This window comes from Robiginitalea aurantiaca, from assembly GCF_030380815.1.
Lineage (GTDB): Bacteria > Bacteroidota > Bacteroidia > Flavobacteriales > Flavobacteriaceae > Robiginitalea > Robiginitalea aurantiaca.
This window is the reverse complement of record NZ_JAUDUY010000004.1, coordinates 359,000-382,289: the sequence shown is the minus strand read 5'-3', so window position 1 is coordinate 382,289 and position 23,290 is coordinate 359,000. Positions and strand designations below refer to the sequence as shown.

The window sequence follows — 23,290 nt, the reverse complement described above, 5'->3', positions numbered from 1 at the left end:
TTCTAATGTCTGGAGAGGATTGGGAGGATCTGGTCCGTTGCCCTGTCCAGCAGTCGGAAGACTTCCTGAAAACCCGAATCCCCGCCGTAGTAGGGGTCGGGCACTTCCTGCTCCGGCATTTCAGCCAGTTCGAGCAACAGGTGAAGTTTCTTTAACTCCGATTCATTTCGCGCCATATCCTGCAAATGCATCAGATTTTCCCTATCCATCGCAAAAATATAATCAAAATTATCAAAATCTGCCTGAGAAAAACGCCTGCATTTTTGCCGGCTAATGTCTATGTTCTGCAAGGCTGCGGTTTCAATAGAGCGCGGATCAGGTGGGTTCCCGACATGATACCCGGCAGTACCCGCCGAATCGACAGTTATTTCAGAAGGATTTACTTTGGATGAGAGAATTCCCTCAGCAAGGGGTGAGCGGCAAATATTTCCCAGACAAACCATTAAAACCCTAACAGGCATAATCGGTCAGGAAAATTTTTTAGTGAGGTCATCGATATACTTGCGGAACTGCTTATCTGTTTCCGCCAGGTTATCTACGGTCTTACAGGCGTGAAGCACTGTTGCGTGATCGCGTTTCCCTATTTGAGAACCGATACTGGCCAAGGAAGCTTTGGTGTATTTTTTGGCAAAATACATCGCAAGTTGCCGGGCCTGTACGATGTGGCGTTTCCTGGTTTTGGATTGCAGGGTTGCGACATCCATCTCAAAATAATCAGAGACGACCTTTTGTATGTAATCAATGGAAACTTCCCTTTTGGTGTTTTTGACGAATTTCTCAACGACCTTTTGAGCAAGGTCCAGGGTGACTTCTTTTTTATTAAAAGAGGATTGGGCGATGAGTGAAATAATGGCACCTTCCAACTCCCGGATATTCGTTTTGATGTGCTTGGCGACGTAATCGATGATTTCTTCTGGCATCTCGACACCGTCCCGGTAGAGCTTGTTCTTCAGAATCGAGACACGGGTTTCGTAATCAGGGGTTTGTAGTTCTGCAGATAGCCCCCATTTAAATCGCGAAAGCAGCCGTTGTTCGATATCCTGCATATCGACAGGAGCTTTATCGGAGGTGAGAATGACCTGCTTCCCGTTTTGATGCAGGTGGTTGAAAATATGAAAAAATACGTCCTGGGTTCCTGATTTGCCCGAAAGGAACTGTACATCATCGATCAACAACACATCGATGAGTTGATAAAAGTGAATAAAGTCGTTCCGGGTATTCTTTTTTACCGATTCGATGTATTGCTGGGTAAATTTCTCGGCGGAGATATAGAGTACGGTCCTATCCGGGTATTTGTCTTTGATCTCTACCCCAATGGCATGGGCGAGATGCGTTTTTCCAAGGCCGACGCCCCCAAAGATCAGGAGGGGGTTAAAGGATGTTCCTCCCGGTTTATTGGCAACAGCCATCCCGGCTGAACGGGCTAATCGGTTTGAATCTCCTTCCAGGAAATTTTCGAAATTGTAATTGGGGTTTAACTGGGATTCAATCTTGATGTTACGGATGCCCGGAATCACAAAAGGGTTTTTCAATTGTGGATTCTTGGATTTGATCGGAACATCCATTTCCTGAGGGGTCATCTGCCCGCGGTTCGAACTCGGGATCTTTTCGGTAAACGGCTCCCGGTTCCCGTAAGTGTTTTCCATTTTTATGACGTAGACCAGTTTAGCGCCTTCGCCCAGTTCTCTGGTAAGGGCCACCTTCAACAAAGTGATGTAGTGCTCTTCCAGCCACTCATAAAAGAATTTACTCGGTACCTGGATGCTCAGGGACTTGTCGGTGAGGCGAACAGGTTTAATAGGATCAAACCACGTTTTGAATGCCTGCGGTTGTATGTTGTCCTTAATAAAGGTTAAACAATTATCCCATACGGAACGCGCGGTAACACTCATTTTAAATGGAAGTCTTATATCTTGGTTAGGTAATCGTTAATCGGTAAAAAAAAAGACAGAAATTCTGTCCTTATTGAGAGAGACAAATATGTGAACAAAAAACCTAAAAAAAAAATACAAACGGGGTTGAAATTCTGCTTTTTTTTTTGCAAGTTCAGCGCGCTTCGACCCTCTTTTTAAATATACTGTTTTTCAACCAGTTTTTATGCATTCTCACGAGATTTCAATCAGAATTCGCTATGGCGAAACAGACCAGATGGGAGTGGTATACCACGGGAATTACCCGCAATACCTGGAGTTGGGAAGGGTTGAGTGGTTGAGGGCCCTCGGAATATCCTACAAAAACATGGAAGAAACCGGCTACATTCTCCCGGTAACTTCCATCGCTATACAATACAAAAAACCAGCTGTTTACGACCAGGTTATCACGATTCGAACCCATCTCAGGAATATACCTACCGTCCGTATCTCATTTGACTATGAAATTGAGGGCGAAAATGGGGAAATTTTGGCAACGGCTCAGACGGATCTCGCCTTTTTGAATTCTGAAACCAGAAGACCCGTCAGGTGCCCCGATTACATTCTGCAGAAAGTGCTGCAGAATTAAATGTACACGTCTTTTTTACTTAAGCGGACCCCATTGATCGTTTTCAGCCGTTGCACCAAGGTTTCGCTCTTTTCCTTTTTCACAATGAGTTCCAGTATACAATCCAGCCCCATTTCCTGTTTTTTGATCTCTAACCGGTTTTGGGAAATAAATCCCATGACCTCGTCGAGGCTGGGATAATCGAATTCTAGTCTGAGCAAACAACCTGCTTTCTTCAGGATCACCGGGGCGAGTTCCAGGACGCCTCTTGCGGCTTCCCTATAGGCCTGGGTAAGGCCACTCGCACCCAATTTAGTGCCGCCGTAATAGCGAACCACGCAAACCAGGATGTTGTAGAGTTCAAAAGCATTTATCTGCCCACTAATAGGACTCCCGGCAGTGTATGCGGGTTCCCCGTCATCATTCATCCTCAACTGGACATCCTCAACCCCAATGCGGTATGCATAGCAAAGGTGAGAGGCATCTGAGTAGTCTTTATGCAGTGTTTCAAGTCGTAACTCAGCCTCGGAAACCGAGGAAACAGGAAAGGCGAATCCCAAGAATTTGCTCTTTTTCTCCCGGAGCAGAAAAGGTCCTGCAGGCGCTGAAATTGTTTTAAAGTTTTTCATGCGGTTCGACGTCAGAATAAGCTGATTAACAATATGCTGATTACAGCAAGGAAAATACCCATCCAGTTCTTAAGGCTCAACTTTTCTTTGAAAAAGACAATTCCGGCCAGGGTAGTGAGCATGACTATAGCCACATTGTTCAGGGTAAAGATCGAGGCGCTGTTCAGACCCTCGAATTGCAAGGCGCGTAAAAGGAAATAAATGGAAAAGAAATTTGGCACGCCAAGGGCTATTCCTCCCAAAATAGTCACGCCATTGAACCGTGTTGCACCTTTAGGTTTTTTAAAGAACAGCAACAGGATACCGGTTGTCCCCGCAAAACCGAAGACCAGTGCGGAAAAAAGCGGATATTCCACCTGTGGGATTCGGGTGTGTTGCAGGTATTTAATGCTGGTATCGATCACTCCGGAACCCAGAAAAACCAGGGCGGGTAAAATCAATGCCCGGAGCTCCTTCCTGATACCCCGACCCCCGGATTTCATGGATGTAAAATATACGGCAGCAAGGGCTAAAGTGATGCCTGTTGCCTGTACCGGGCTGATTTGTTCTTTGTACAGGGCGATCCCGGCGACCACAGGAATCACCAAAGACATCTTAGTGGCGACGGAGGCCACGGAAACTCCCATTCTCTGGGAGGTCAGGGCCATTAGGTTAAAAATGAGAATAAAAAAGGACCCCAATAGCAATGCCCCTGCAAACCAGGGTTTTTGTGGTAGTTCCTGAAGGAACACAGGCTGCTGATAGACCAGCAGACCGACCCCTAGGGCCGTGAAATAGTTTACGATAATGGCCCGGAAGGTGTCCACCCCGTAGGTGTCGAAGAGTTTGAAAACAACAAAAATGATACTGGAGCAACAAATACTCCATATGAGGTCCCACATTGTTTTAATCCATTCGGTTTGGCAATTCGAGGATACTTTCCCTTTTAATATCGAGATGCCACGTCTTAATGCCCAATTGGGAGGCGCTGAGGGTGTGCTCTTCTGTATCATCGATAAAGAGTGTATGCGCAGGGTTTAATCCGTTTTCATCCAGGACAAAAGAAAATATTTTTCGGTCGGGTTTACGCATGCCAATTTCGTGTGATAAATAAAAGGAGTCAAAACAGCTGTAAAACTGATTATAAGACGCCATGCCCATTGTTTGTTTTACATGTTCGATATGCAGGGCATTCGTATTGCTGAGTAGAAACATTCTGTATTGCCCGGATTCTTTGAGATCTTTGAGGAATTCGAGTCGTTCTTCGGGGAAGTCGGCGATCATTTGATTCCAGATTGTCCGGATGTCTTCAGTGTGGCTGCCGGGGATGCATCGATTCACACCTCTTAGGAAGGCTTCCGAATTTATAACCCCTTTTTCATATTGCTGACTCAGGGCAATCAGTTCAGGTTCCGGAAAATCCACGCCAAAATTCCTGAGGCCCCTGGGTACGGCCTCAGCATCCAGATTGATGAAGACGCCGCCAAAATCGAATATTATATTCTCAATCATTTCTGAAGATTTGGACCAGATCACGACCGGACTTAAAGTCGTATCTGGGCTTTGTAGTTATTTTTGGAGCGACCAGTCCGTTTTTTAAATGGACCGGGCTCGTGATGATTCGGATCTCATCCCAGTATCCGGAACCCAAAAAGCTGTTAAGGGTTTTGGCTCCACCTTCCACAATGACGCTCTGCAGTTGTTCCTCCCAAAGCGTTGTAAGAAGAAGGGGGATCAGGGGCTCTCCCCCTGAAACTGTGCGGTATAAAATACCTTCGGTGTTTTGCGGAGCATTCTTTTCAGTACAGAACACCAATGTTTTGATTTTACCATCCAGAATACGGTAGTCCCGGGGCACGCTGCATTTTCGATCTATCAGAACACGCAAGGGATTGGATCCCTTCCACAGACGGGTATCTAGTGTTGGGTTGTCCTCCAGGGCTGTTCGGGTACCCACGAGGATGGCGGCTTCCTCACTTCGCCACTTATGCGCCAATTGACGGGAAATTGCGCTGGAGATCCAGTACGGCTCAGGTCGGGCTGTCCTGACGGAGGGATCGGGAGCCATATATCCATCAGCACTCTGTGCCCATTTAAGGATAATGTAGGGGCGCTTTTTTTCATGAAAGGTCAGAAAACGACGATGGTGCTCTCTGCATTCTTTTTTCAGTATTCCGGTAATAACCTCACATCCTGCATTTTCCAGGACAGCAATCCCTTTTCCACCCACTTTGTCATGCGGGTCCTTTAGACCGATTACAATCCTTGGGATGCCTGAGGCGAGAATCGCATCAGTACAGGGTGGGGTTTTTCCGAAATGACAGCAGGGTTCGAGGGTTACATAGAGTGTGGATTTAGGCAGCAGGGACTTGTCGCGAACCGAATCAATAGCCCTGACTTCGGCATGAGGGCCTCCGAAAGGACTCGTAAATCCCTCCCCAATAATGCGGTCATTATACGTGATTACGGCCCCCACCATTGGGTTTGGAGCTGTGGACCCCAAGCCATTTCCAGCGATTTGAAGGCAGCGTAGAAGGTATTTTTCATGTATCTTCACACGGTAAAAATAGCACATAGAAAATGATTCCCTCCAAGGTTCGTATTCGCCCGATATTACCCGAAGATGGTCCACTCATTGCAGAGATTATAAGGCAGGTCCTTGTCGAATTTGAAGTCCCGAGAAAAGGTAGTGCGTTCACGGATACTTCCATGGAGGCACTCTATACGTACTATCAGGCTCCCAGATCTGTATATTGGGTCTTAACCGACGGGGAGGAGCTCTGGGGCGGTGGTGGCCTTTCTCCTCTGGAAAACGGGGACCACAGGGTATGCGAATTGCAAAAAATGTATTTCAGGAAGGAAATACGCGGACAGGGATGGGGAGAGCGGATTCTGCAAATGGCTCTTGAGCAGGCCAGTGCCTTCGGGTACGAAGTATGTTATCTGGAAACCATGCGGTATATGATGGCCGCACAGTCCCTTTATAAGCGGTTTGGATTTCAGTATTTGGAGACCCCCATGGGGGATACCGGACATACGGTCTGTAATGTCTGGATGTCAAAACCCCTTAACGGCGAATGAAACAGGAGTATCTTAAAGAGATTCGAAATCGCTTTCGAACTGAACTCGCTCAGGCGTATCCCCCGGAGGAAATAGAGTCCATCTTTCACCTGCTTATCGCGCATTATTTTGCCTTCCCAAAGACGATTCTCGCGATGGAACCCGCCAAAAAAATCAGCAGTTCAGAGGCTGTTACGCTCCTGCGGGCACTGGATGATCTGAGTAAGCATCGTCCGGTACAACAAATCATGGGGCAGGCCTACTTCATGGACATGAATCTTCTGGTAACCCCCGATGTATTGATTCCCAGACCCGAGACTGCTGAACTGGTCGCATGGGTGGAAACTTCTTTCAGGGAACATCCTTCGACTTTGTCCATGCTCGATGCGGGCACGGGGAGTGGTTGTATCGCTTTAGGTTTAAAAAGGTATCTCCCTGACGCAAAGGTATATGGGATTGATATATCCGACGCTGCCCTGAAGGTAGCCCGGTTAAATGCAGAGGCGCAAAACCTAGAAATTACATTCCTTAAAGATGACCTTCGGCACCCGGAATCTGAACTGCCAAAAATGGATGCCATTGTATCCAACCCGCCTTATGTTCCCGAAAGTGAAGCCGAAACAATGCATCTTCACGTGACGGCTTCCGAGCCGCATTTGGCGCTTTTTGTGCCCGATGAGGATCCGTTAATGTTTTACAGGTATCTCTGTGATTTTGCCGGGATTCATTTAAAAAACCAGGGGTGGATCTATCTGGAGACGCATCGGGATTACGCAGAAGCTGTAAAAGCGCTATTGGAAGGCAGAGGGTTTATAAGCGCAGAGGTAAAAAAGGATATTTTTGATAAAAACAGGTTTGTCCGGGCGAAATGGAACAGCATACCCCCGGGTTCATCCGGATTATAAAGTAAAAACTCATGACCAAGGTAGCAGCGGAAATCGAATCCTTGCGAAAGGAACTTCAGGAGCACAATTACAGGTATTATGTTCTTGATCAGCCCCAGATAAGTGATTTTGAATTTGACATGAAACTCAAGCGACTCCAGGTTCTTGAGGCCGAACACCCCGAGTTCTATGACCCCACATCCCCAACCCAGCGCGTAGGTGGCGGGGTCACCAAAAATTTCGAAACCGTTCGCCATGACACGCCTATGTATTCGTTGGATAATTCGTATTCCACGGAAGAATTAATCGAATGGGAAAGGCGTTTACAGCGCCTGTTGGGGCAGGTCGAACTCAGTTACACCTGTGAGCTGAAATACGATGGGGCTTCCATTAGCCTGACCTATGAGGATGGGCTACTGCTCCGGGCAGTTACCCGCGGAGACGGGGTACAGGGGGACGAAATAACAACCAATGTCAGAACGATCCGCTCTGTCCCTTTGAGGCTTAAAAAGCCATTTCCCGGGAGATATGAATTCAGGGGTGAGATTGTCCTGCCTCTGGAAGGCTTTGCCAAAATGAACAGGGAGCGCGTCGAAAATGGAGAAGACCCCTATATGAACCCAAGAAACACGGCTTCCGGGAGTTTAAAGTTACAGGATAGCAGTATGGTTGCGGAACGCCCATTGGATTGTCTTATTTACGGGATTGCCGGCCCTGCACTGTCGCTTGGTTCCCAGGGCGAATTTTTGGAAACCGCCCGGGCGCTCGGGTTTAAAGTCCCAGATACAGCCCGTGTCTTTAAGTCGATGGAGGAGGTCCTGAAGTTTTTGGAATATTGGGATGTCAATCGCAATGAGTTGCCCTATGAAACAGATGGGGTGGTCATAAAAGTCAATGAAATGCGCTTTCAGGAGGAATTGGGGTATACCTCAAAATCTCCCAGATGGGCTATAGCGTATAAGTTTAAGTCTGAACAGGCGCTCACAAAGCTGAAGTATATCAGCTACCAGGTCGGCAGGACGGGAGCCATTACCCCTGTGGCAAATTTAGAGCCTGTTTTACTGGCAGGAACTACGGTTAAGCGTGCCAGCCTGCATAATGCCGATCAGATTGCGAAGCTCGATGTGCGGGAAGGCGATATGGTATTTGTTGAGAAGGGAGGGGAGATCATCCCAAAAATCACCGCCGTCGATTACAGTCAACGCCCTGAGGACAGCCAGCCGGTGGCCTATATTACGGAATGCCCCGAATGTCACACCCCTTTGGTTCGGGAGGAGGGAGAAGCACTTCATTTTTGCCCTAATGATACGGGATGCCCGCCCCAGATTACGGGACGTATACAACATTTTATTTCCCGTAAAGCCATGGATATTGAGGGCATGGGAGGGGAAACGGTGGAATTGCTTTTTCAACAGGGACTTATCCGAAATTATGCCGACCTGTACGAACTGACCCGGGAAGCATTGCTCCCCCTGGAGCGAATGGCCGAAAAATCCGTAAACAATCTATTAGAGGGTATCGCTGCATCCCGGGCTGTTCCTTTTGAGAAAGTGCTCTTTGCATTGGGGATTCGATTTGTGGGTGAGACGGTAGCCAAAAAGCTCGCAAGGTCCTTTGGAAGCATGCAGGCCCTGATGGCAGCCACACAGGAGGAACTTATTAAGGTAGATGAAATAGGGGAGAGGATAGCCGAGAGTGTCGTAGCTTTCTTCAGCGATCCCATTAAACGGGAACTTGTAGAGAAACTCGGAACTCACGGCCTGCAATTTGCCCTGGACGAATCCCAGTTGTCGGCAAGGTCAGAAACACTTAAAGGACAGGTTTTTGTGGTCTCGGGGGTTTTCACGGAATTGAGCCGGGATGAATTGAAAAAGCGGATTGAAGACAACGGCGGCAAGGTAGCCTCCTCAGTGTCTTCCAAAACCACGTATTTGGTGGCTGGGGATAAAATGGGGCCCAGTAAACGGGAGAAAGCTGAAAAGCTGGGGGTGCCTATTATTTCAGAGGGTGAATTCCTCGCGCTCCTGTAACAGATCTAATGTCCCTCTTTTTGGCGGGTTAAAAAGCCAATTGTTTTCGGGAAAGCATGAATTTCTCACAATCTCATATCCGCAAAGCCTGGCTTGTGGTGCTCCGGATACCCTGGGCATGCATCTCAAAATCCACGCGGCCCAGACGGACTCCGTAGCAACCCACCTGTTGAATGTATACCGGATTTCCGGAACGGTTTGTCGCCCTTTCCGCCTCATCCATAAACGTATGGGTATGCCCCCCGATAATCAGGTCAATATCTTCGGTTGATGCTGCAAGAACCTGATCACAAACCCGATCCGGATTGTCGTATACATGCCCGAGATGGGAGAGGCAGATAACCAGATCACAGTCTTCGTCCGCCCTGAGGACCCGCGCCATATCCTGTGCGATTTCTATTGGATCCAGGTATTTGGTTTCCCCGTATAATTCCTTAAGCACAAGCCCTTCAAGCTTAACTCCAAGGCCAAAAACACCGATTCTGACCCCATCCCTGACAAAGACCTGATAGGGTCTGAAACGCCCTTCCAGGATGGTATTGTTAAAATCATAGTTTGCCGATAGAAATGAAAAATTGGCATTTGGCAACTGCGCCAGTAACCCCGAGAGTCCATTGTCAAAATCGTGATTTCCCAAAGTGGCTGCGTCATATCCCATCCGGTTCATCAATTTGAATTCCAATTCCCCCCCATAGAAATTAAAGTAGGGTGTGCCCTGAAAAATATCGCCCGCATCGAGCAGGAGGATATTCGGATTTTCTTCTCGTAGCGATTGTATCAAAGCCGCCCTGCGGGCCACCCCTCCGAGCTTCGGGAATTGGGGATGTGAAGCCGGAAACGGATCGATATGGCTGTGTACGTCATTGGTATGTAAGACGGTGATGCGCTTTGACGTATCCAAACGACAACTCTGTAGTGCCATACCCCCTAATCCAAGGGCAGTTCCTCCCATGACCCCGGTCTTTATGAAATTTCGTCGTTTCACAGGCTATCCAGTTGAATAAAGCGGTTATCTATTTGTGGGCGAAGCGTATCGGCAGCCTTAAAATAATCAATCATGGCATTCCGGATTTTATAGCCGGTATCATAAACGCTCACCTTCTCCTGGAAAAAACGCATACGATCTCCGCCACCCACTAGATAATCGGAGGTTGCAACATAATATATCCGTTCATCCTCTACAGGTTCTCCATCTATGCTCAACGATTTCACAGCGCCCTTGGAATCCAGAATAATCTGCATCCCGGAAATTGGATGGGGACGGGTTGACCCGATGAGAAAATCGACCATTTTTTTGATTCCTTTGCCCGAAATACCTGCGACTACCAGCTTGTTTTCAAAGGGCATGACCTCAAAAGCTGTGCGCTCTGTAACATCCCCTTTGGCGATAGCGGTCCGCATCCCTCCGAAGTTATGTAAGGCCAAATCCACCTTGATGTTCTCCCGGGTCTGCAATACCGCCCCGGCCCGTTCCCGCATCAGGTCGGCCATGAGGTTGCCCAGTGGCGTATTCCACTTCCCTTCCGTTTTTGTGATGTGGTCTGTTGCATAACAAAGGGGGGCATCCAGGACGCTATTCAAATGGCTGCGATAAGGTTCGATAAAAGCGTTGATGCTATCGGACGTGGCCAGGGTAGTGTCTATAAGAATTTGACTGGCCTTCAGATCATTCCCGACCGAAGGGTTTTGTTTGCAGCTCCACAGGCCAAGGAGGACTATTAGCAGCACAAAAACTTTGGAAAATATTTGCTTCATCCGTTAAATCCTATCTTTCTATTGGCCGGAATTCAATTACCTTTGCTGTAAACCTGAAACGGTTATGGTGTTCAAAGGGATCAAGGACAAATTTAAACACAAATCAGGAATAAAGTTCCTGGAACAGGAATTAAAACGTGCCCCGGTTTCCCTTAACCGCAAGCCAGGAATTAATTCCCTGGGTATTATTGCCGATCTCGAAAGCTTTAAGGAGGACGATCGGTTTTTTGAACTGGTCGAAGACCTGGGCCTGAAGTCCAACACCGTAAAAATAATCGGATACCGGGAATATTACGACAAAAACTCTCCCTATGCCACTCCGGTTTTCTCAGATAAGGATTTGGGGTGGAAAGGGGTTATTGAAAACAGCTATGCCCTGGAATTCCTTAGCAGGGACTACGATTTGCTTATCAATTATTTTGACCAGCCCAGACTGCTCTTACATCTTATGAGCATTAGGACCCGCGCGGAAATGAGGATTGGTTTTTCAGGAGTGGATCCGGTGTATAACGACCTGATACTCCAAAGTCCTCTTTCGGATTTCGACACCTTCAGAGTAGAGCTAAAAAAGTATTTAGGGTTGTTTAATCAATTAGTATGAACACGCATTTCACAGGTACGGGTGTTGCATTGGTAACCCCTTTTACATCCGATCTACAAGTAGACCATAAAGCCCTTCGGCACCTCGTAGAATACGTAATTGAAGGAGGTGTGGATTATCTGGTCGTACTGGGAACCACAGCTGAGTCGGCCACCCTGGACAAGGAGGAGAAAAAGGATGTAATGCGTACTGTGGCCAGGGCTGCAGCAGGACGTATCCCGCTGGTAGTGGGTATTGGCGGAAATAATACCCGTGCCCTGGTAGAGGAAATTAAAACAAAAGACCTTCAGGGATATAGCGCAATCCTCTCTGTATCACCTTATTACAATCGCCCTACTCAAGAGGGGATTTATCGGCATTTCAAGGCGCTGGCAAAGGCGAGTACGCTTCCGCTGATCCTCTATAATGTTCCCTCCCGCACCGGAAGCAATGTCCTTCCGGAGACCGCAATCAGATTGGCAGAGGAATGCGATAACATCATCGGAATAAAGGAGGCAAGCGGCGATTTGGCACAAATCAGCCATCTTTTGGAGAACGCTCCAGAAGGTTTTATGGTGATTTCAGGGGACGATCTCACAGCAGTGCCCGTAATCCTCAAGGGCGGTGCAGGGGTTATTTCAGTCCTCGGCCAGGGTATTCCAGGTGTTTTCTCGGAGATGATACGCAAAGCCCGGTCAGGGGAATCTGAAGCAGCCCTGGGATTGCATTCTCAGTTAGCGCCTTTGGTCGAAATGCTTTTCCGGGAGGGAAATCCGGCTGGTATTAAAGGCTTACTCAAAACACGGGGAATAGGCAGCGCAAGGGTGCGCCTGCCACTGGTCGCTCCATCTGAAGACCTGGTCAGGGCCATTGAAGATTTTTTAAAGAATGAGCTGCCCGGACGTTGAGAGATGTTAAAGTAAAATCAAATAGTGGCGACTTATACGGTTACTGGCCTATATTTCGTACTCAATTCAGATTTCATATTCCGGTAATTATACCTACTTTTGCCCAATGTTTTGGAAAATAGCCCGATACAGTGTTATCCTCTTCTTCGGACTGGTCGTCTTCTCGTGTAGCGAATACCAGAAGGCCCTCAAGGATACGGACGTCTCAAGGAGATACGAGTACGCCCAGAAAATGTATGACGAAGGGGATTACAAAAAGGCCAACAGGCTGTTTGAAGCCATTGCACCCCAATTTGTCGGAAAACCTCAGGGAGAGCGGGTAATGTTTTTTCTGGCGGACAGCTATTACCAGATCGGGGATTACAATTTCGCCGGATACCAGTTCGAGCGTTTTCTAAAATCGTACCCCAGGAGTGATAAGGCACCTGAAGCGGCCTTTCTTGGGGCCAAGAGTTATTACATGCTCTCTCCCAGATATTCGCTGGACCAAACGGATACCGATAAAGCCCTTACCAAGCTGCAGTTATTCATTAACGCATACCCGGAATCTGAGAACCTGCCCGAAGCAAATGCGATGGCCCAGGAGCTCACGACAAAAAAAGAAAAGAAAGCTTTTGAAATAGCGAAACAGTTTGTAAAACTGGGTGAATACTATGTCCTGGATTACAACTTGTCTGCGATTTCCTCTCTCGATAATTTTGTAAATGACCATCCCGGATCCATTTACAGAGAAGAAGCGCTGTTTCAAAAATTCAGAGCTACCGTTAATCTTGCGGTAAACAGTACTTTCAGAAAGCGGAAGGAAAGACTCGATGAAGCCCTTGTGGCCTACGAAAACCTGATGCGAAGCTATCCCGAGACTGAGTTTTCAGACGATGCGGAGAAGTTATACGAAGTACTTCAGGAAGAACTCAGTAAATATACAGAACTAGAAAAGTTGGCAAAATGAATATGAACGACCTTAAGAATTCACAAGCACCGATTACCACGGTAACAATTAACAGACTTGAATTTGACGACAAGACGGATAATATCTACGAATCTATTTCTATAGTCGCCAAACGCGCCTCCCAGATCAATGCCGATATCAAAAAGGAATTGCTCGAGAAACTGGAAGAGTTTGCGACCTATAGTGACAGCCTCGAAGAAGTTTTTGAAAACAAGGAACAAATAGAAGTATCCAAGTTTTACGAAAAACTACCCAAGCCCCACGCCCTGGCTATACAGGAGTGGTTGGAAGATAAAATCTACTATAGGAATACAGAGAAAGACCCTGAATAAGATGTTGGCTTCCAAGCGAATTCTTTTGGGTATTACCGGGGGAATTGCTGCTTATAAAACCACATTTCTCACCAGATTACTGATCAAGGCCGGCGCAGAGGTTCGTATTGTTATGACCCCTGCCTCGGCCGATTTTGTTTCCCCCCTTACCCTGGCTACCCTTTCGAAAAATAAGGTGCTCACCAGTTTTACAGACCAGGAAGATGGAGCTGTAGACTGGAACAATCATGTGGATCTCGGCTTGTGGGCAGACCTTATGCTTATTGCACCGGCCACGGCGAACACCCTTTCAAAAATGGCATCTGGAAGCTGTGATAATCTGCTCCTTGCGATTTATCTGTCTGCCAAGTGCCCCGTTTTTGTAGCACCTGCGATGGACCTGGATATGTACCGGCATCCATCGACCCGCAAATCTCTGGAAATCCTGGGCGGATTCGGCAATCAAATCATCCCGGCGGAGTCAGGAGAACTCGCCAGTGGTCTGGTCGGAGAGGGGAGGATGGCAGAACCCGAAACTATAGTGGGCCATCTGAATGAATGGTTACGCGCAGGAAGACCCTTTGAAGGGAAGCGAATTATGATAACGGCCGGGCCTACTTACGAAGCCATTGATCCTGTGCGGTACATCGGGAATCATTCAAGTGGTAAGATGGGATATGCCCTTGCTGAAGCTGCCGCAGCCATGGGGGCAGAAGTTACGCTGATCAGTGGGCCGACAGCTCTTGAATGTTCGGATCCCGAAGTCCGGGTAATCCGCGTTACCTCTGCCGCTGAAATGCATGCTGAGGCGCACCGCTTTTTCCCTGAGGCGGACATTGTAATAGGCGCAGCAGCTGTAGCAGATTACAGACCTGAGAATCAGGCCACGGAGAAAATAAAGAAGTCTGGGGACTCCATTACACTGAGTCTGGTCAAAAATCCGGATATCATCGCTTCCCTGGGAAAGCTTAAAAAACAACAATATCTGGTGGGCTTCGCCCTGGAGACGGAAAAGGAACTGGAATACGCCAGGAAAAAATTACATGAGAAACACCTCGATGCCATCGTCCTGAATTCCTTGCGGGATCCTGGGGCTGGCTTTGGCTCCAGCACAAACAAAGTCACCTTTATAGACAAGAATTTAGAGATAACACCGTTTGAATTAAAAACTAAGGCCGAGGTGGCCAGGGATATCCTACATGAAATTCACAAACGCCTTGAGAACTAACCTGCTTTTTATAGCCGGATTTCTTATGCTCCTGACCGTGCGGGGACAGGAACTCAATTGCACTGTTACGGTGAATTCGGACCAGGTTTCCCAGACGAACCAGCAAGTTTTCGCAACCCTCGAGCGTTCGCTGTTGGAATTTGTCAATAAAACACGGTGGACCAGAAGGGTAGTCCAGGAGAATGAACGACTGGACTGTCGCATTTTCATCACCGTTACCAATTTCGAATCGAGCCGATTTCAGGCCAATATACAAGTGCAGTCCTCCAGACCTGTATATAACACGAGCTATCAAACCCCGGTTTTTAACTACAAGGACGACCAGTTTAACTTTGAATACATCGAATTTCAGCCTTTGGTATTCAATGAAAACATTCTCGACTCCAATCTGGTAGGTGTTATTGCCTACTACGTTTACATCATGCTCGGGTTGGATGCGGATACCTTTGAACTCGAAGGGGGAACAGAGTATTATAAGATCGCCCAGGGTATAGTCACCCAGGCCCAGGGGATTAATGCTCCGGGATGGGGACAAACCGCTTCGAATAACCGAAGCCGTTTCCAACTGGTAGACAACCTGCTCTCCAATACCTTCAGGGAATACAGGATTGCCCTCTACAATTATCACCGGAAAGGCCTGGACATCATGGCCGATAATAACAGTACGGGGAAACAGATTATTGCAGGCTCACTTCGCCTATTTGAAACGCTGATCCAGAGACGGCCCAATGCATTCCTGATCCAGACGTTCTTCGATGCCAAGTCGGAAGAAATACAGAATATCTTTTCGGATGGCCCCAAAGTGGACATCGTCCAGTTAAAGGAGACCCTGAACAAGGTCGCTCCCTTCTACGCGAGCACCTGGAATCAAATTACTTATTAGCACCATTTTTTTTGCGGTCTGAAGCTTTATCTTTACAGTTGATAAAACTGTTGCTTACGTGCTTATACGACTATCCATAAAAAATTACGCCCTGATCGAGGATCTTCAGGTGCGTTTTCAGGAAGGGTTTACCACAATTACAGGGGAAACCGGAGCTGGAAAATCCATTCTGCTTGAGAGTTTGGGACTGGTGCTCGGGAAGCGGGCTGACCGGTCTGCGCTTCGGGATCAGGAACTCAAATGTGTGGTTGAAGCCGAGTTTGCCCTTGACAGGTATCCCGCCCTTAAAACCTATTTCACGCATCACGACCTGGACTATGACCCCCTGACAATATTGAGGAGGGAAATCCAGCCAAGTGGCAAATCCAGGGCTTTTGTTAACGATAGTCCGGTAACCCTGGATGTCCTTTCCGGTCTTGGGAGTCACCTGATCGATGTGCATTCTCAGCATCAGACGCTCGAACTTACAGACCAGGATTTTCAGTTGCACGTGGTGGATGCCCTTGCCGGTAATTCTGAATTACTGAATCGCTACACTGCGGATCGGGAATTAATGCTAAAAACCCGCAAGGAACTGGAATTGCTCAAAAAACAGCAGGAAGAGGCTTTCCGGGAACAGGACTACAATGAATTCCTCCTTGCCGAACTGGACAAAGCTGATTTGGTAATCGGGATGCAGGCGGGGCTGGAAGCGGAATATGCCGAACTGAGCAATGCTGAGCTGATCCGGGAAACGCTCGAAAATGCCCAGCAACTTTTCCAGGAGGAGCAATATGGCTTGCTGGCGGTTCAGGGGCAACTGAACCAGCTTATGGGAAAACTCAGCTCATTTGGCCCGGATTACATGGCGTTGCAGGAACGGATTAAATCCCTGTATATCGAATCCGACGATATCTCAGAAGAGGTAAACGGCCTGCTGGATCGACAGGTGGCAGATCCGGCCCGCCTGGGAATATTGAGTTCCCGCCTGGAACTCCTTCACAACCTTCAGAAAAAACACAGCGTTGGTCAGGTGGATGACCTTATTGCCATGCGGGAAGCCCTCAGGTTAAAGGTTGATCAGACCTTGGATCTCGACGCGGAAATTCAGAAGCAGGAGCTCGTTCTGGAAAATCTGGAAACAAACCTGGCTGTACTTGCAGACACGATAAGGGAAAAACGCATGGAGGTTCTTCCCAATTTTGTAAGCGAACTGCGCCGGCACCTTTCTGGATTGGGGATGCCGAATGCTTCCTTTGTCTGGGAACTGCTTGAGAAAGCAGATTTTGGGCGCAGCGGGCGGGACGTACTGGAACTTAAATTCACGGCCAACAAAGGTGGGAAGTACGGTCCCCTTAAAAAAACAGCCTCCGGGGGTGAGCTCTCTCGTATTATGCTAACTATCAAGGCGATACTGGCTTCCTACGAACCTCTGCCAACCATGATGTTCGATGAGATCGACACAGGTGTTTCGGGTGATGTTTCCGCCCGTATGGCTGAAATGATGGAACAGATGTCCCGGCATATGCAAATCTTTGCAATCACCCATTTGCCTCAGGTGGCCTCGAGGGGACAACAACAGTTTAAGGTCTATAAGGAAGACGAAGAAGACCGGACGCAGACCCGGATGAAACAACTGAGTCAACAGGAGCGCTTGCATGAACTCGCCCAGATGCTGGGAGGGAGTGAAATTACGGAGACTGCGATCTCCCACGCCAGAGAAATGCTCAACTGAGTCTTTGGGAATCAGAATGTACCCCCTTCATAGGGCTGGAATGTTCTTTTTAATATCTTTGGTGTCTATAATTTAAAATAACAGCATGGGTCATAACTTACTGAAGGGAAAAAGAGGTATTATTTTTGGAGCATTGGACGAACTCTCGATCGCCTGGAAAACAGCCGAGCGCGCTCACGAGGAGGGTGCTACTTTTGTTTTAACAAATGCGCCAATTGCCATGCGCATGGGTAAGATCAATGAGCTCGCCGCAAAAACAGGATCGGAAATAATTCCTGCAGATGCCACAGACGAAGCAGATCTTGAGGCGCTGGTCTCCAAATCCATGGAAATCCTGGGTGGAAAGATCGATTTTGTACTGCATTCCATAGGAATGTCCGTTAATGTAAGGAAGGGCAGGGAATACACGGATCAGAAATACGACTGGACCGCTAAAGGATGGGATGTTTCGGCATTGTCCTTCCACAAGGTGATGCAGACCCTGTATAAGGCAGATGCGATGAGCGAATGGGGGAGTATTTTAGCGCTGACCTATATGGCGGCTCAAAGGACGTTTCCGGATTACAATGATATGGCCGATAATAAGGCCTACCTTGAGTCTATCGCCCGGAGCTTCGGGTATTTCTTCGGAACGGAGAAAAAGGTGCGGGTCAATACCATTTCCCAATCACCAACGCCTACAACGGCCGGCAAGGGCGTTAAAGGCTTTGACGCTTTTATCAATTACGCTGAAAAAATGTCACCTCTCGGGAATGCCACGGCATCGGAATGCGCGGATTATTCGATAACCCTGTTTTCCGATCTGACGCGAAAGGTGACGATGCAAAACCTCTTTCACGATGGCGGTTTTTCATCCACAGGAGTGAGCCAGCAGATTATCGATTCATTTTCGGAATAGGAAATAATAAATAAGGTTTAAGGCCATCCCCTTAGCGGATGGCTTTTTTATAGGTGATCATGGAAATTTATTTTTCATTCGTAGTTCCTGTCTATAACAGGCCTGGGGAAATCAGAGAGCTTTTGGAAAGTCTTTCGGCCCAGACCTATTCACAACCTTTTGAAGTTGTCATAGTAGAAGATGGTTCCAGTATTTCCTCAGCTGAAGTCATTCGTGACTTTTCAGATCGTTTGGAACTCACCTACTTTAAAAAACGCAATACAGGCCCGGGAGATTCCAGAAATTTTGGAATGAAACGCGCCCGGGGTACCTACTGCATCCTGGTAGATTCAGATTGTATTTTACCCCCTCAATACCTGGAGCAGGTAGCAGGGTTTCTTTCCGAGAATTATCTGGATTGCTACGGTGGAGCCGATGACGCCCACCCGTCGTTTAACGCCATGCAGCAGGCCATCAGTTTTACGATGACTTCTTTTCTGACCACTGGGGGAATCCGGGGAAAGGAAGCTACACGAAAGAAATTCCAGCCCAGGAGTTTTAATATGGGCCTTTCGAGGAAAGCTTTTGAGGCCAGTGGCGGTTTTGGGAATATTCATCCCGGAGAAGACCCGGACCTGAGCTTAAGGCTTAAAAAACTGGGATTTTCGATCGGTTTTATACCCGGGGCTTCTGTATATCACAAAAGGAGGATCAATTTTAAATCATTTTTCAGACAGGTACATAAATTCGGGCTCACAAGGCCCATACTCAATCGTTGGCATCCCGGCTCGGCACAGATTACCTATTGGTTCCCGACCTTTTTTCTCCTGGGTTTGCTCTTTGCGGTGAGCCTTCCCTTTTTAATACGTAGTCCCCTTGGGTGGTCCTTGCTGGGACTGTATGCATTTTACCTGATGCTCGTGGCAATAGGGGCAGGGCTGAAATCAAAAAACCCGGGGGCAGCTATCTTAGCCCCAGTGGCCCTGGTCGTGCAGTATCTGGGATATGGATTGGGTTTTCTTAAATCGACCATCTTGCTTACCTTTAGTAAGAAGAAACCTGAGGCGCTCATGCCTGAATTATTTTTTAAACCCTGAGTTTTGATTAAAAATTTCCAGTCTGGCATGAAACAACGGAGAGTTCGGGTTTTTCTCTTTTTCCTTTTATTTTCCATAACGGCCTGGTTTATCACCCGTCTCTCTGAGACGTACTCGCATACGGTGGCATTTGCACTGAACTATACCCATCAGCCGGAGGGGACTTTACTGATCGATGCCCCCCCTGAAGAGCTCCCGGTACGTATCCGGGCGAACGGATTTCAGTTACTTCGGTATCAGCTCAGTCCCAAAGAAATCAATATTGACCTCAGGGAAGCGCTAAAGGGCGACAGAGGGTACTTTGTCAGTCCACAAACCTACAGGGATCAGATAGAAGAACAACTTGGGCAGGGAACCGGGTTGTTACAGGTTCCCTCCGACACGCTTTTTATGAATTTCCAACAACTCAGGTCTAAGACTGTCCCCGTGGAGATTGGCGGGGAGCTGGATTTTGCCCAGAATTACATGCTCGAGGGAGCATTGGTTCTGGAGCCGGCCCAGGTACACCTTTTAGGCCCTCCTTCAGAAATCGACAGCATAGAGGTCATTTATACCGAGCCCCTCCCAATCAGTGGCATAAAGCAGGATTTTGTAAGTGAATTATCCCTGGATCCCGGGGAGCAATTCCCAAATACCGAATTCTCCCAGAACCGCATACAGGTCACTGGAAAGGTCCTGCGTTTCTCAGAGGCGGTGATCGAAGTTCCTGTAGAGGTAATCAATCTTCCGGATAGCCTTAAGGTTCAGACATTTCCGGATATGGTAGGGGTCTTGTGTAAGGGACGTATCGAAGGCCTAAAATCTTTGAGTCCAAATGATTTTCGTCTTGTGGCAGACTATAGCTCCCCGTCTTCGGGAACGGGTCGTTTGATGTTGAATCTGGCAGTAAAACCGGAGGGGGTGCACGAGACGCAATTGCTTGAGACTTCCGTGGAATTTATCACCAAAAGGGAATGATCCGTGTAGGCCTGACCGGGGGGATCGGTAGTGGAAAGAGTACCGTGGCTTCTTTTTTCAGGGAGCTGGGTGCCCCGGTATACGATTCGGACAGGCGGGCAAAAGACTTAATGAATGGGGATACGGACCTCCGGGAAGCAATTACAACCCTATTGGGAACAAAGGCTTATAAAGATGGCAGCCTGAATCGCCAATGGATCGCCGGCCGCGTTTTTTCTGATCCTGAGCTTCTATCGTCCCTGAATGCCCTGGTTCATCCCGCTGTCCGGGAGGATTTCAATTTGTGGAGTGCCGCTCAGAAAGCCCCGTATGTGTTGCAGGAAGCCGCTATACTCATGGAGAATAGAGGGAATAAGCATCTGGACCGTACCATACTGGTTACTGCGCCGGAATCAGTGCGGATTGCAAGGGTTGTAGAACGGGATGACGTTCAGGCAGCAGATGTGCGGGAACGAATGGAGAATCAATGGAAGGATTCCGATAAAATACCCCTGGCGGACTTCGTCATCGAGAACACCAACCTGGAAAATACGCGTCGTCAAGTTGAAGACATACACCGTGAACTCCTCCAATTATCGGGGGCCGGGGACGAATCCTTTTGTTAAGGTTAGGTTAAACCAACCGCCCCCTAAATGTTAAATTTTTATTTTTACCTGAACGATGAATAAGAGATTGTTTGTGCTGCTGGTGGTTCTAATGAGCCTTTCTCTTGTCGGGATAATAGCGGTGCAGTTATATTGGATTAAGCGTTCTGTTGAAGATAAGGAGGAACAGTTCTCCAATACGGTGACCGAAGTCTTGAGCAGGGTAGCCGAAAAAATCGAGGAGCGTGAAATGAAGGATTACTCCGAGCGCTTCCTTAATTTAAAGGATAGCCTGGGGGATCTCAAAAGCACCCAACTCAGCAATATCTTCTTCATCGACCGCGATTTGAATTCCAATGAAATTCTATTCTATTCTCACGGGATTCTGGAAGAAGATTACGATATAGCTTCTACGTTCTTTGACAATTCAAATTCCTCGGATACGACTACGATAAAGAATTTTACGAGTCGGAGGACAAAAACCATCTTTAAAGAAGAGTACGGTCTGGATGGGAAGGCCTACCGGTTGAGCCCTATCGAAAAATGGGAAAAAGTCGGAGGTATTTCCTCCATGGAAAAGGCAATGTTTGACGATGTCTACAGGGTTTATGCCAATCGGGTTCCGATACACGAAAGGGTGACACGAGAGGAAATCGAACTTCTGCTCAATCAGGAACTCGAAAACAGAAACCTCGACATTCAATATGAATACGGTGTTTATAGCCGGGGCTTGCCGACCAAGATAAAATCCAGGAAATTCAGTCTCGAAAAGGATAGTTATTACAAGGCACCGGTGTTCCGGGATAGCGAAGACCAAACGGACTTTGCACTTTTGATTTCCTTTCCCAACAAAAAAGATTTCCTGGTGCGCTCAATTGTAGGAATGGCTGTTTTATCCCTGCTATTTACGCTAATTATCATGATCGCCTATGCCAGTGCTATTTATCAATTAATCCGTCAGAAGCAGATTTCAGAGATTAAAACGGATTTCATCAACAATATGACCCATGAGTTCAAAACGCCGATAGCTACTATAAACCTTGCGGTTGAAGCCATCAGGAATCCAAAAATCATGGGTGATTCGGAGAAAGTAGGTCGGTATTTAAACATGATCCGGGATGAAAATAAACGCATGCACGCCCAGGTTGAAAACGTACTGAGGATTTCCAAGTTGGAAAAGAACCAACTCGATATCAGTAAAGAGCGTGTCGATGCGCATCAAATAATCAATGAGGCCATTGCGCACATAGGATTGATTGTTCAGAATAGAGGAGGCTACGTCAAATCGCATTTGAATGCCGAGAGATGCGATGTGTTGGCCAACAAAACACATTTTGGGAATGTGATTGTCAATATGCTTGACAATGCGGTAAAATATTCCCCGGAAGCACCAAAAATTGATGTGTTTACCGAAGTGGCCAACAACTACCTGATCATCCGAATCCAGGATCAGGGTGCGGGAATGTCCAAGGCGGTGACCAAACGCATCTTTGAAAAATTTTACCGGGAGCATACCGGAGATATTCACAACGTAAAGGGACACGGGCTGGGACTGGCCTATGTCAAGAAAATAGTTGAAGACCATCAGGGAGAGGTCTATGTGGAAAGTGAGAAAGGAAAAGGAAGCACTTTTTACATTAAACTCCCATTAATTTAGCAAGTTATGGAAGTAGCAAATAAGAAAATATTATTGGTAGAAGACGATCCGAATTTTGGAATCGTGCTCAAGGACTACTTGTCGATGAATGATTTCGATGTCACTCTGGCAAAGAATGGGATGGAGGGTTTTGAAAAATTCAAGAAGGATAACTACGATGTTTGTATCCTCGATGTGATGATGCCCTATAAGGATGGCTTTACCCTTGCCAGAGAGATTCGTGAGAAGAATGAGAGCGTCCCCATTGTTTTCCTCACTGCCAAAACGATGAAGGAAGATGTCCTTAAAGGCTACAAAGCCGGGGCTGATGATTATCTGAATAAGCCTTTTGATTCTGAGGTTCTCCTGGCCAAACTACAGGCACTACTTCTGCGCAAGGAATCCAACAACCTGGCGGACAGCAAGCAGTTTGAGTTTCAGATCGGGAATTTTCATCTGAATTCAAAGTTGCGTTTCCTAAAATATAAAGACGAGGAGCCCAATAAGCTTTCTCCAAAGGAGAATGAACTACTTCGATTGCTCGCCCTGCATGAAAACGACCTTATGCCCAGGGAGCTTGCCCTGACCAAAATATGGAGGGATGATAATTACTTCACCTCCCGGAGTATGGATGTTTACATTGCCAAGCTCAGGAAATATTTGAAGCGGGATGATAGCGTGGAGATTCTGAATATTCACGGGGAGGGCTTTCGCCTGGTCGTCAAGGCGACTGATTCCTAAAGGAAAAAAA

General features: G+C 47.4%; 25 protein-coding genes. 17 read left to right on the top strand and 8 right to left on the bottom strand.

All coding sequences use genetic code 11. The annotated features are described in order from the left end of the window. Positions 1–2: 2 nt before the first annotated feature. A complete protein-coding gene (locus QU605_RS10810) occupies positions 3–461 on the bottom strand; it encodes a low molecular weight protein-tyrosine-phosphatase (protein ID WP_289725322.1) in 459 nt (152 codons plus the stop codon). 6 nt (positions 462–467) lie between these two features. Continuing rightward, entirely contained in the window at positions 468–1,892 is a 1,425-nt protein-coding gene (dnaA, locus tag QU605_RS10805) for a chromosomal replication initiator protein DnaA (RefSeq protein WP_289725321.1), read from the bottom strand. A 205-nt stretch (positions 1,893–2,097) separates the two neighbouring features. Here dnaA and QU605_RS10800 point away from each other — a divergent pair, with 205 nt between their 5' ends. After that, a complete protein-coding gene (locus QU605_RS10800) occupies positions 2,098–2,499 on the top strand; it encodes an acyl-CoA thioesterase (protein WP_289725320.1) in 402 nt (133 codons plus the stop codon). Here QU605_RS10800 and QU605_RS10795 read toward each other — a convergent pair. From QU605_RS10795 to ribD, 4 genes are read right to left on the bottom strand one after another with little or no spacing between them, the layout of a single operon-like run. Next, positions 2,496–3,107, bottom strand: coding sequence for an IMPACT family protein (locus QU605_RS10795; protein WP_289725319.1), 612 nt, complete (start codon positions 3,105–3,107; stop codon positions 2,496–2,498). The genes QU605_RS10800 and QU605_RS10795 overlap by 4 nt on opposite strands. An 11-nt stretch (positions 3,108–3,118) precedes the next feature. Continuing rightward, positions 3,119–3,988, bottom strand: a complete 870-nt coding sequence (locus QU605_RS10790; RefSeq protein WP_289725318.1) for an EamA family transporter — start codon at positions 3,986–3,988, stop codon at positions 3,119–3,121. A 4-nt stretch (positions 3,989–3,992) separates the two neighbouring features. Then, a complete protein-coding gene (locus tag QU605_RS10785) occupies positions 3,993–4,598 on the bottom strand; it encodes an HAD family hydrolase (protein ID WP_289725317.1) in 606 nt (201 codons plus the stop codon). Beyond that, complete coding sequence (ribD, locus tag QU605_RS10780) at positions 4,591–5,661, bottom strand: bifunctional diaminohydroxyphosphoribosylaminopyrimidine deaminase/5-amino-6-(5-phosphoribosylamino)uracil reductase RibD (RefSeq protein ID WP_289725316.1); 1,071 nt, start codon at positions 5,659–5,661, stop codon at positions 4,591–4,593. The genes QU605_RS10785 and ribD overlap by 8 nt, the downstream gene beginning before the upstream one ends. 5 nt (positions 5,662–5,666) lie before the next feature. Between ribD and QU605_RS10775 the strand changes: the two genes are divergently transcribed. From QU605_RS10775 to ligA, 3 genes are read left to right on the top strand one after another with little or no spacing between them, the layout of a single operon-like run. Continuing rightward, positions 5,667–6,167, top strand: a complete 501-nt coding sequence (locus tag QU605_RS10775) for a GNAT family N-acetyltransferase (RefSeq protein WP_289725315.1) — start codon at positions 5,667–5,669, stop codon at positions 6,165–6,167. Further along, positions 6,164–7,051, top strand: coding sequence for a peptide chain release factor N(5)-glutamine methyltransferase (gene prmC / locus QU605_RS10770; RefSeq protein ID WP_289725314.1), 888 nt, complete (start codon positions 6,164–6,166; stop codon positions 7,049–7,051). The genes QU605_RS10775 and prmC overlap by 4 nt, the downstream gene beginning before the upstream one ends. Positions 7,052–7,062: 11 nt before the next feature. Then, positions 7,063–9,060 carry an NAD-dependent DNA ligase LigA gene (gene ligA, locus QU605_RS10765; protein ID WP_289725313.1) on the top strand — a complete coding sequence of 666 codons (1,998 nt, stop codon included), beginning with the start codon at positions 7,063–7,065 and terminating at the stop codon, positions 9,058–9,060. A gap of 73 nt (positions 9,061–9,133) precedes the next feature. On the opposite strand, the gene QU605_RS10760 is transcribed toward ligA, so the two are convergent. Both QU605_RS10760 and QU605_RS10755 read right to left on the bottom strand, forming a co-directional pair. Then, the gene (locus QU605_RS10760) at positions 9,134–10,045 is read right to left on the bottom strand and encodes a bifunctional metallophosphatase/5'-nucleotidase (RefSeq protein WP_289725312.1); all 912 of its coding nucleotides are present in this window, start codon (positions 10,043–10,045) and stop codon (positions 9,134–9,136) included. Continuing rightward, positions 10,042–10,815 carry a 5'-nucleotidase C-terminal domain-containing protein gene (locus tag QU605_RS10755; protein WP_289725311.1) on the bottom strand — a complete coding sequence of 258 codons (774 nt, stop codon included), beginning with the start codon at positions 10,813–10,815 and terminating at the stop codon, positions 10,042–10,044. Before QU605_RS10755 ends, QU605_RS10760 begins: the two co-directional genes overlap by 4 nt. Positions 10,816–10,879: 64 nt before the next feature. Between QU605_RS10755 and QU605_RS10750 the strand changes: the two genes are divergently transcribed. The 13 genes from QU605_RS10750 (at position 10,880) to QU605_RS10690 (ending at position 23,280) form a co-directional block, all read left to right on the top strand. Then, positions 10,880–11,416, top strand: a complete 537-nt coding sequence (locus QU605_RS10750; RefSeq protein ID WP_289725310.1) for a DUF6913 domain-containing protein — start codon at positions 10,880–10,882, stop codon at positions 11,414–11,416. Then, positions 11,413–12,303, top strand: coding sequence for a 4-hydroxy-tetrahydrodipicolinate synthase (gene dapA / locus QU605_RS10745; RefSeq protein WP_289725309.1), 891 nt, complete (start codon positions 11,413–11,415; stop codon positions 12,301–12,303). Before QU605_RS10750 ends, dapA begins: the two co-directional genes overlap by 4 nt. A 106-nt stretch (positions 12,304–12,409) precedes the next feature. After that, the gene (locus QU605_RS10740; protein ID WP_289725308.1) at positions 12,410–13,252 is read left to right on the top strand and encodes an outer membrane protein assembly factor BamD; all 843 of its coding nucleotides are present in this window, start codon (positions 12,410–12,412) and stop codon (positions 13,250–13,252) included. Beyond that, a complete protein-coding gene (locus QU605_RS10735; protein ID WP_289725307.1) occupies positions 13,249–13,584 on the top strand; it encodes a DNA-directed RNA polymerase subunit omega in 336 nt (111 codons plus the stop codon). Before QU605_RS10740 ends, QU605_RS10735 begins: the two co-directional genes overlap by 4 nt. Position 13,585: 1 nt before the next feature. Next, positions 13,586–14,791: a bifunctional phosphopantothenoylcysteine decarboxylase/phosphopantothenate--cysteine ligase CoaBC gene (coaBC, locus tag QU605_RS10730; protein ID WP_289725306.1), complete on the top strand. Its 1,206-nt coding sequence runs from the start codon at positions 13,586–13,588 to the stop codon at positions 14,789–14,791. Continuing rightward, the gene (gene porD / locus QU605_RS10725) at positions 14,781–15,674 is read left to right on the top strand and encodes a type IX secretion system protein PorD (RefSeq protein WP_492008284.1); all 894 of its coding nucleotides are present in this window, start codon (positions 14,781–14,783) and stop codon (positions 15,672–15,674) included. Before coaBC ends, porD begins: the two co-directional genes overlap by 11 nt. 58 nt (positions 15,675–15,732) lie before the next feature. Then, complete coding sequence (gene recN / locus QU605_RS10720; protein WP_289725305.1) at positions 15,733–17,388, top strand: DNA repair protein RecN; 1,656 nt, start codon at positions 15,733–15,735, stop codon at positions 17,386–17,388. 85 nt (positions 17,389–17,473) lie between these two features. Then, positions 17,474–18,286: an enoyl-ACP reductase FabI gene (locus QU605_RS10715; protein ID WP_289725304.1), complete on the top strand. Its 813-nt coding sequence runs from the start codon at positions 17,474–17,476 to the stop codon at positions 18,284–18,286. Between the two features lie 59 nt (positions 18,287–18,345). Next, on the top strand, positions 18,346–19,362 hold the full coding sequence (locus QU605_RS10710) for a glycosyltransferase family 2 protein (protein WP_289725303.1): 1,017 nt from the start codon (positions 18,346–18,348) through the stop codon (positions 19,360–19,362). Positions 19,363–19,389: 27 nt separating this feature from the next. Beyond that, positions 19,390–20,319, top strand: coding sequence for a CdaR family protein (locus tag QU605_RS10705; RefSeq protein WP_289725302.1), 930 nt, complete (start codon positions 19,390–19,392; stop codon positions 20,317–20,319). Beyond that, positions 20,316–20,924, top strand: coding sequence for a dephospho-CoA kinase (gene coaE, locus QU605_RS10700; RefSeq protein ID WP_289725301.1), 609 nt, complete (start codon positions 20,316–20,318; stop codon positions 20,922–20,924). The genes QU605_RS10705 and coaE overlap by 4 nt, the downstream gene beginning before the upstream one ends. Before the next feature lie 55 nt (positions 20,925–20,979). Then, on the top strand, positions 20,980–22,560 hold the full coding sequence (locus tag QU605_RS10695) for a sensor histidine kinase (protein WP_289725300.1): 1,581 nt from the start codon (positions 20,980–20,982) through the stop codon (positions 22,558–22,560). A 6-nt stretch (positions 22,561–22,566) separates the two neighbouring features. Continuing rightward, positions 22,567–23,280 (top strand): response regulator transcription factor, encoded by a 714-nt coding sequence (locus QU605_RS10690; protein ID WP_289725299.1) that lies wholly within the window; start codon positions 22,567–22,569, stop codon positions 23,278–23,280. Positions 23,281–23,290 lie beyond the last annotated feature (10 nt).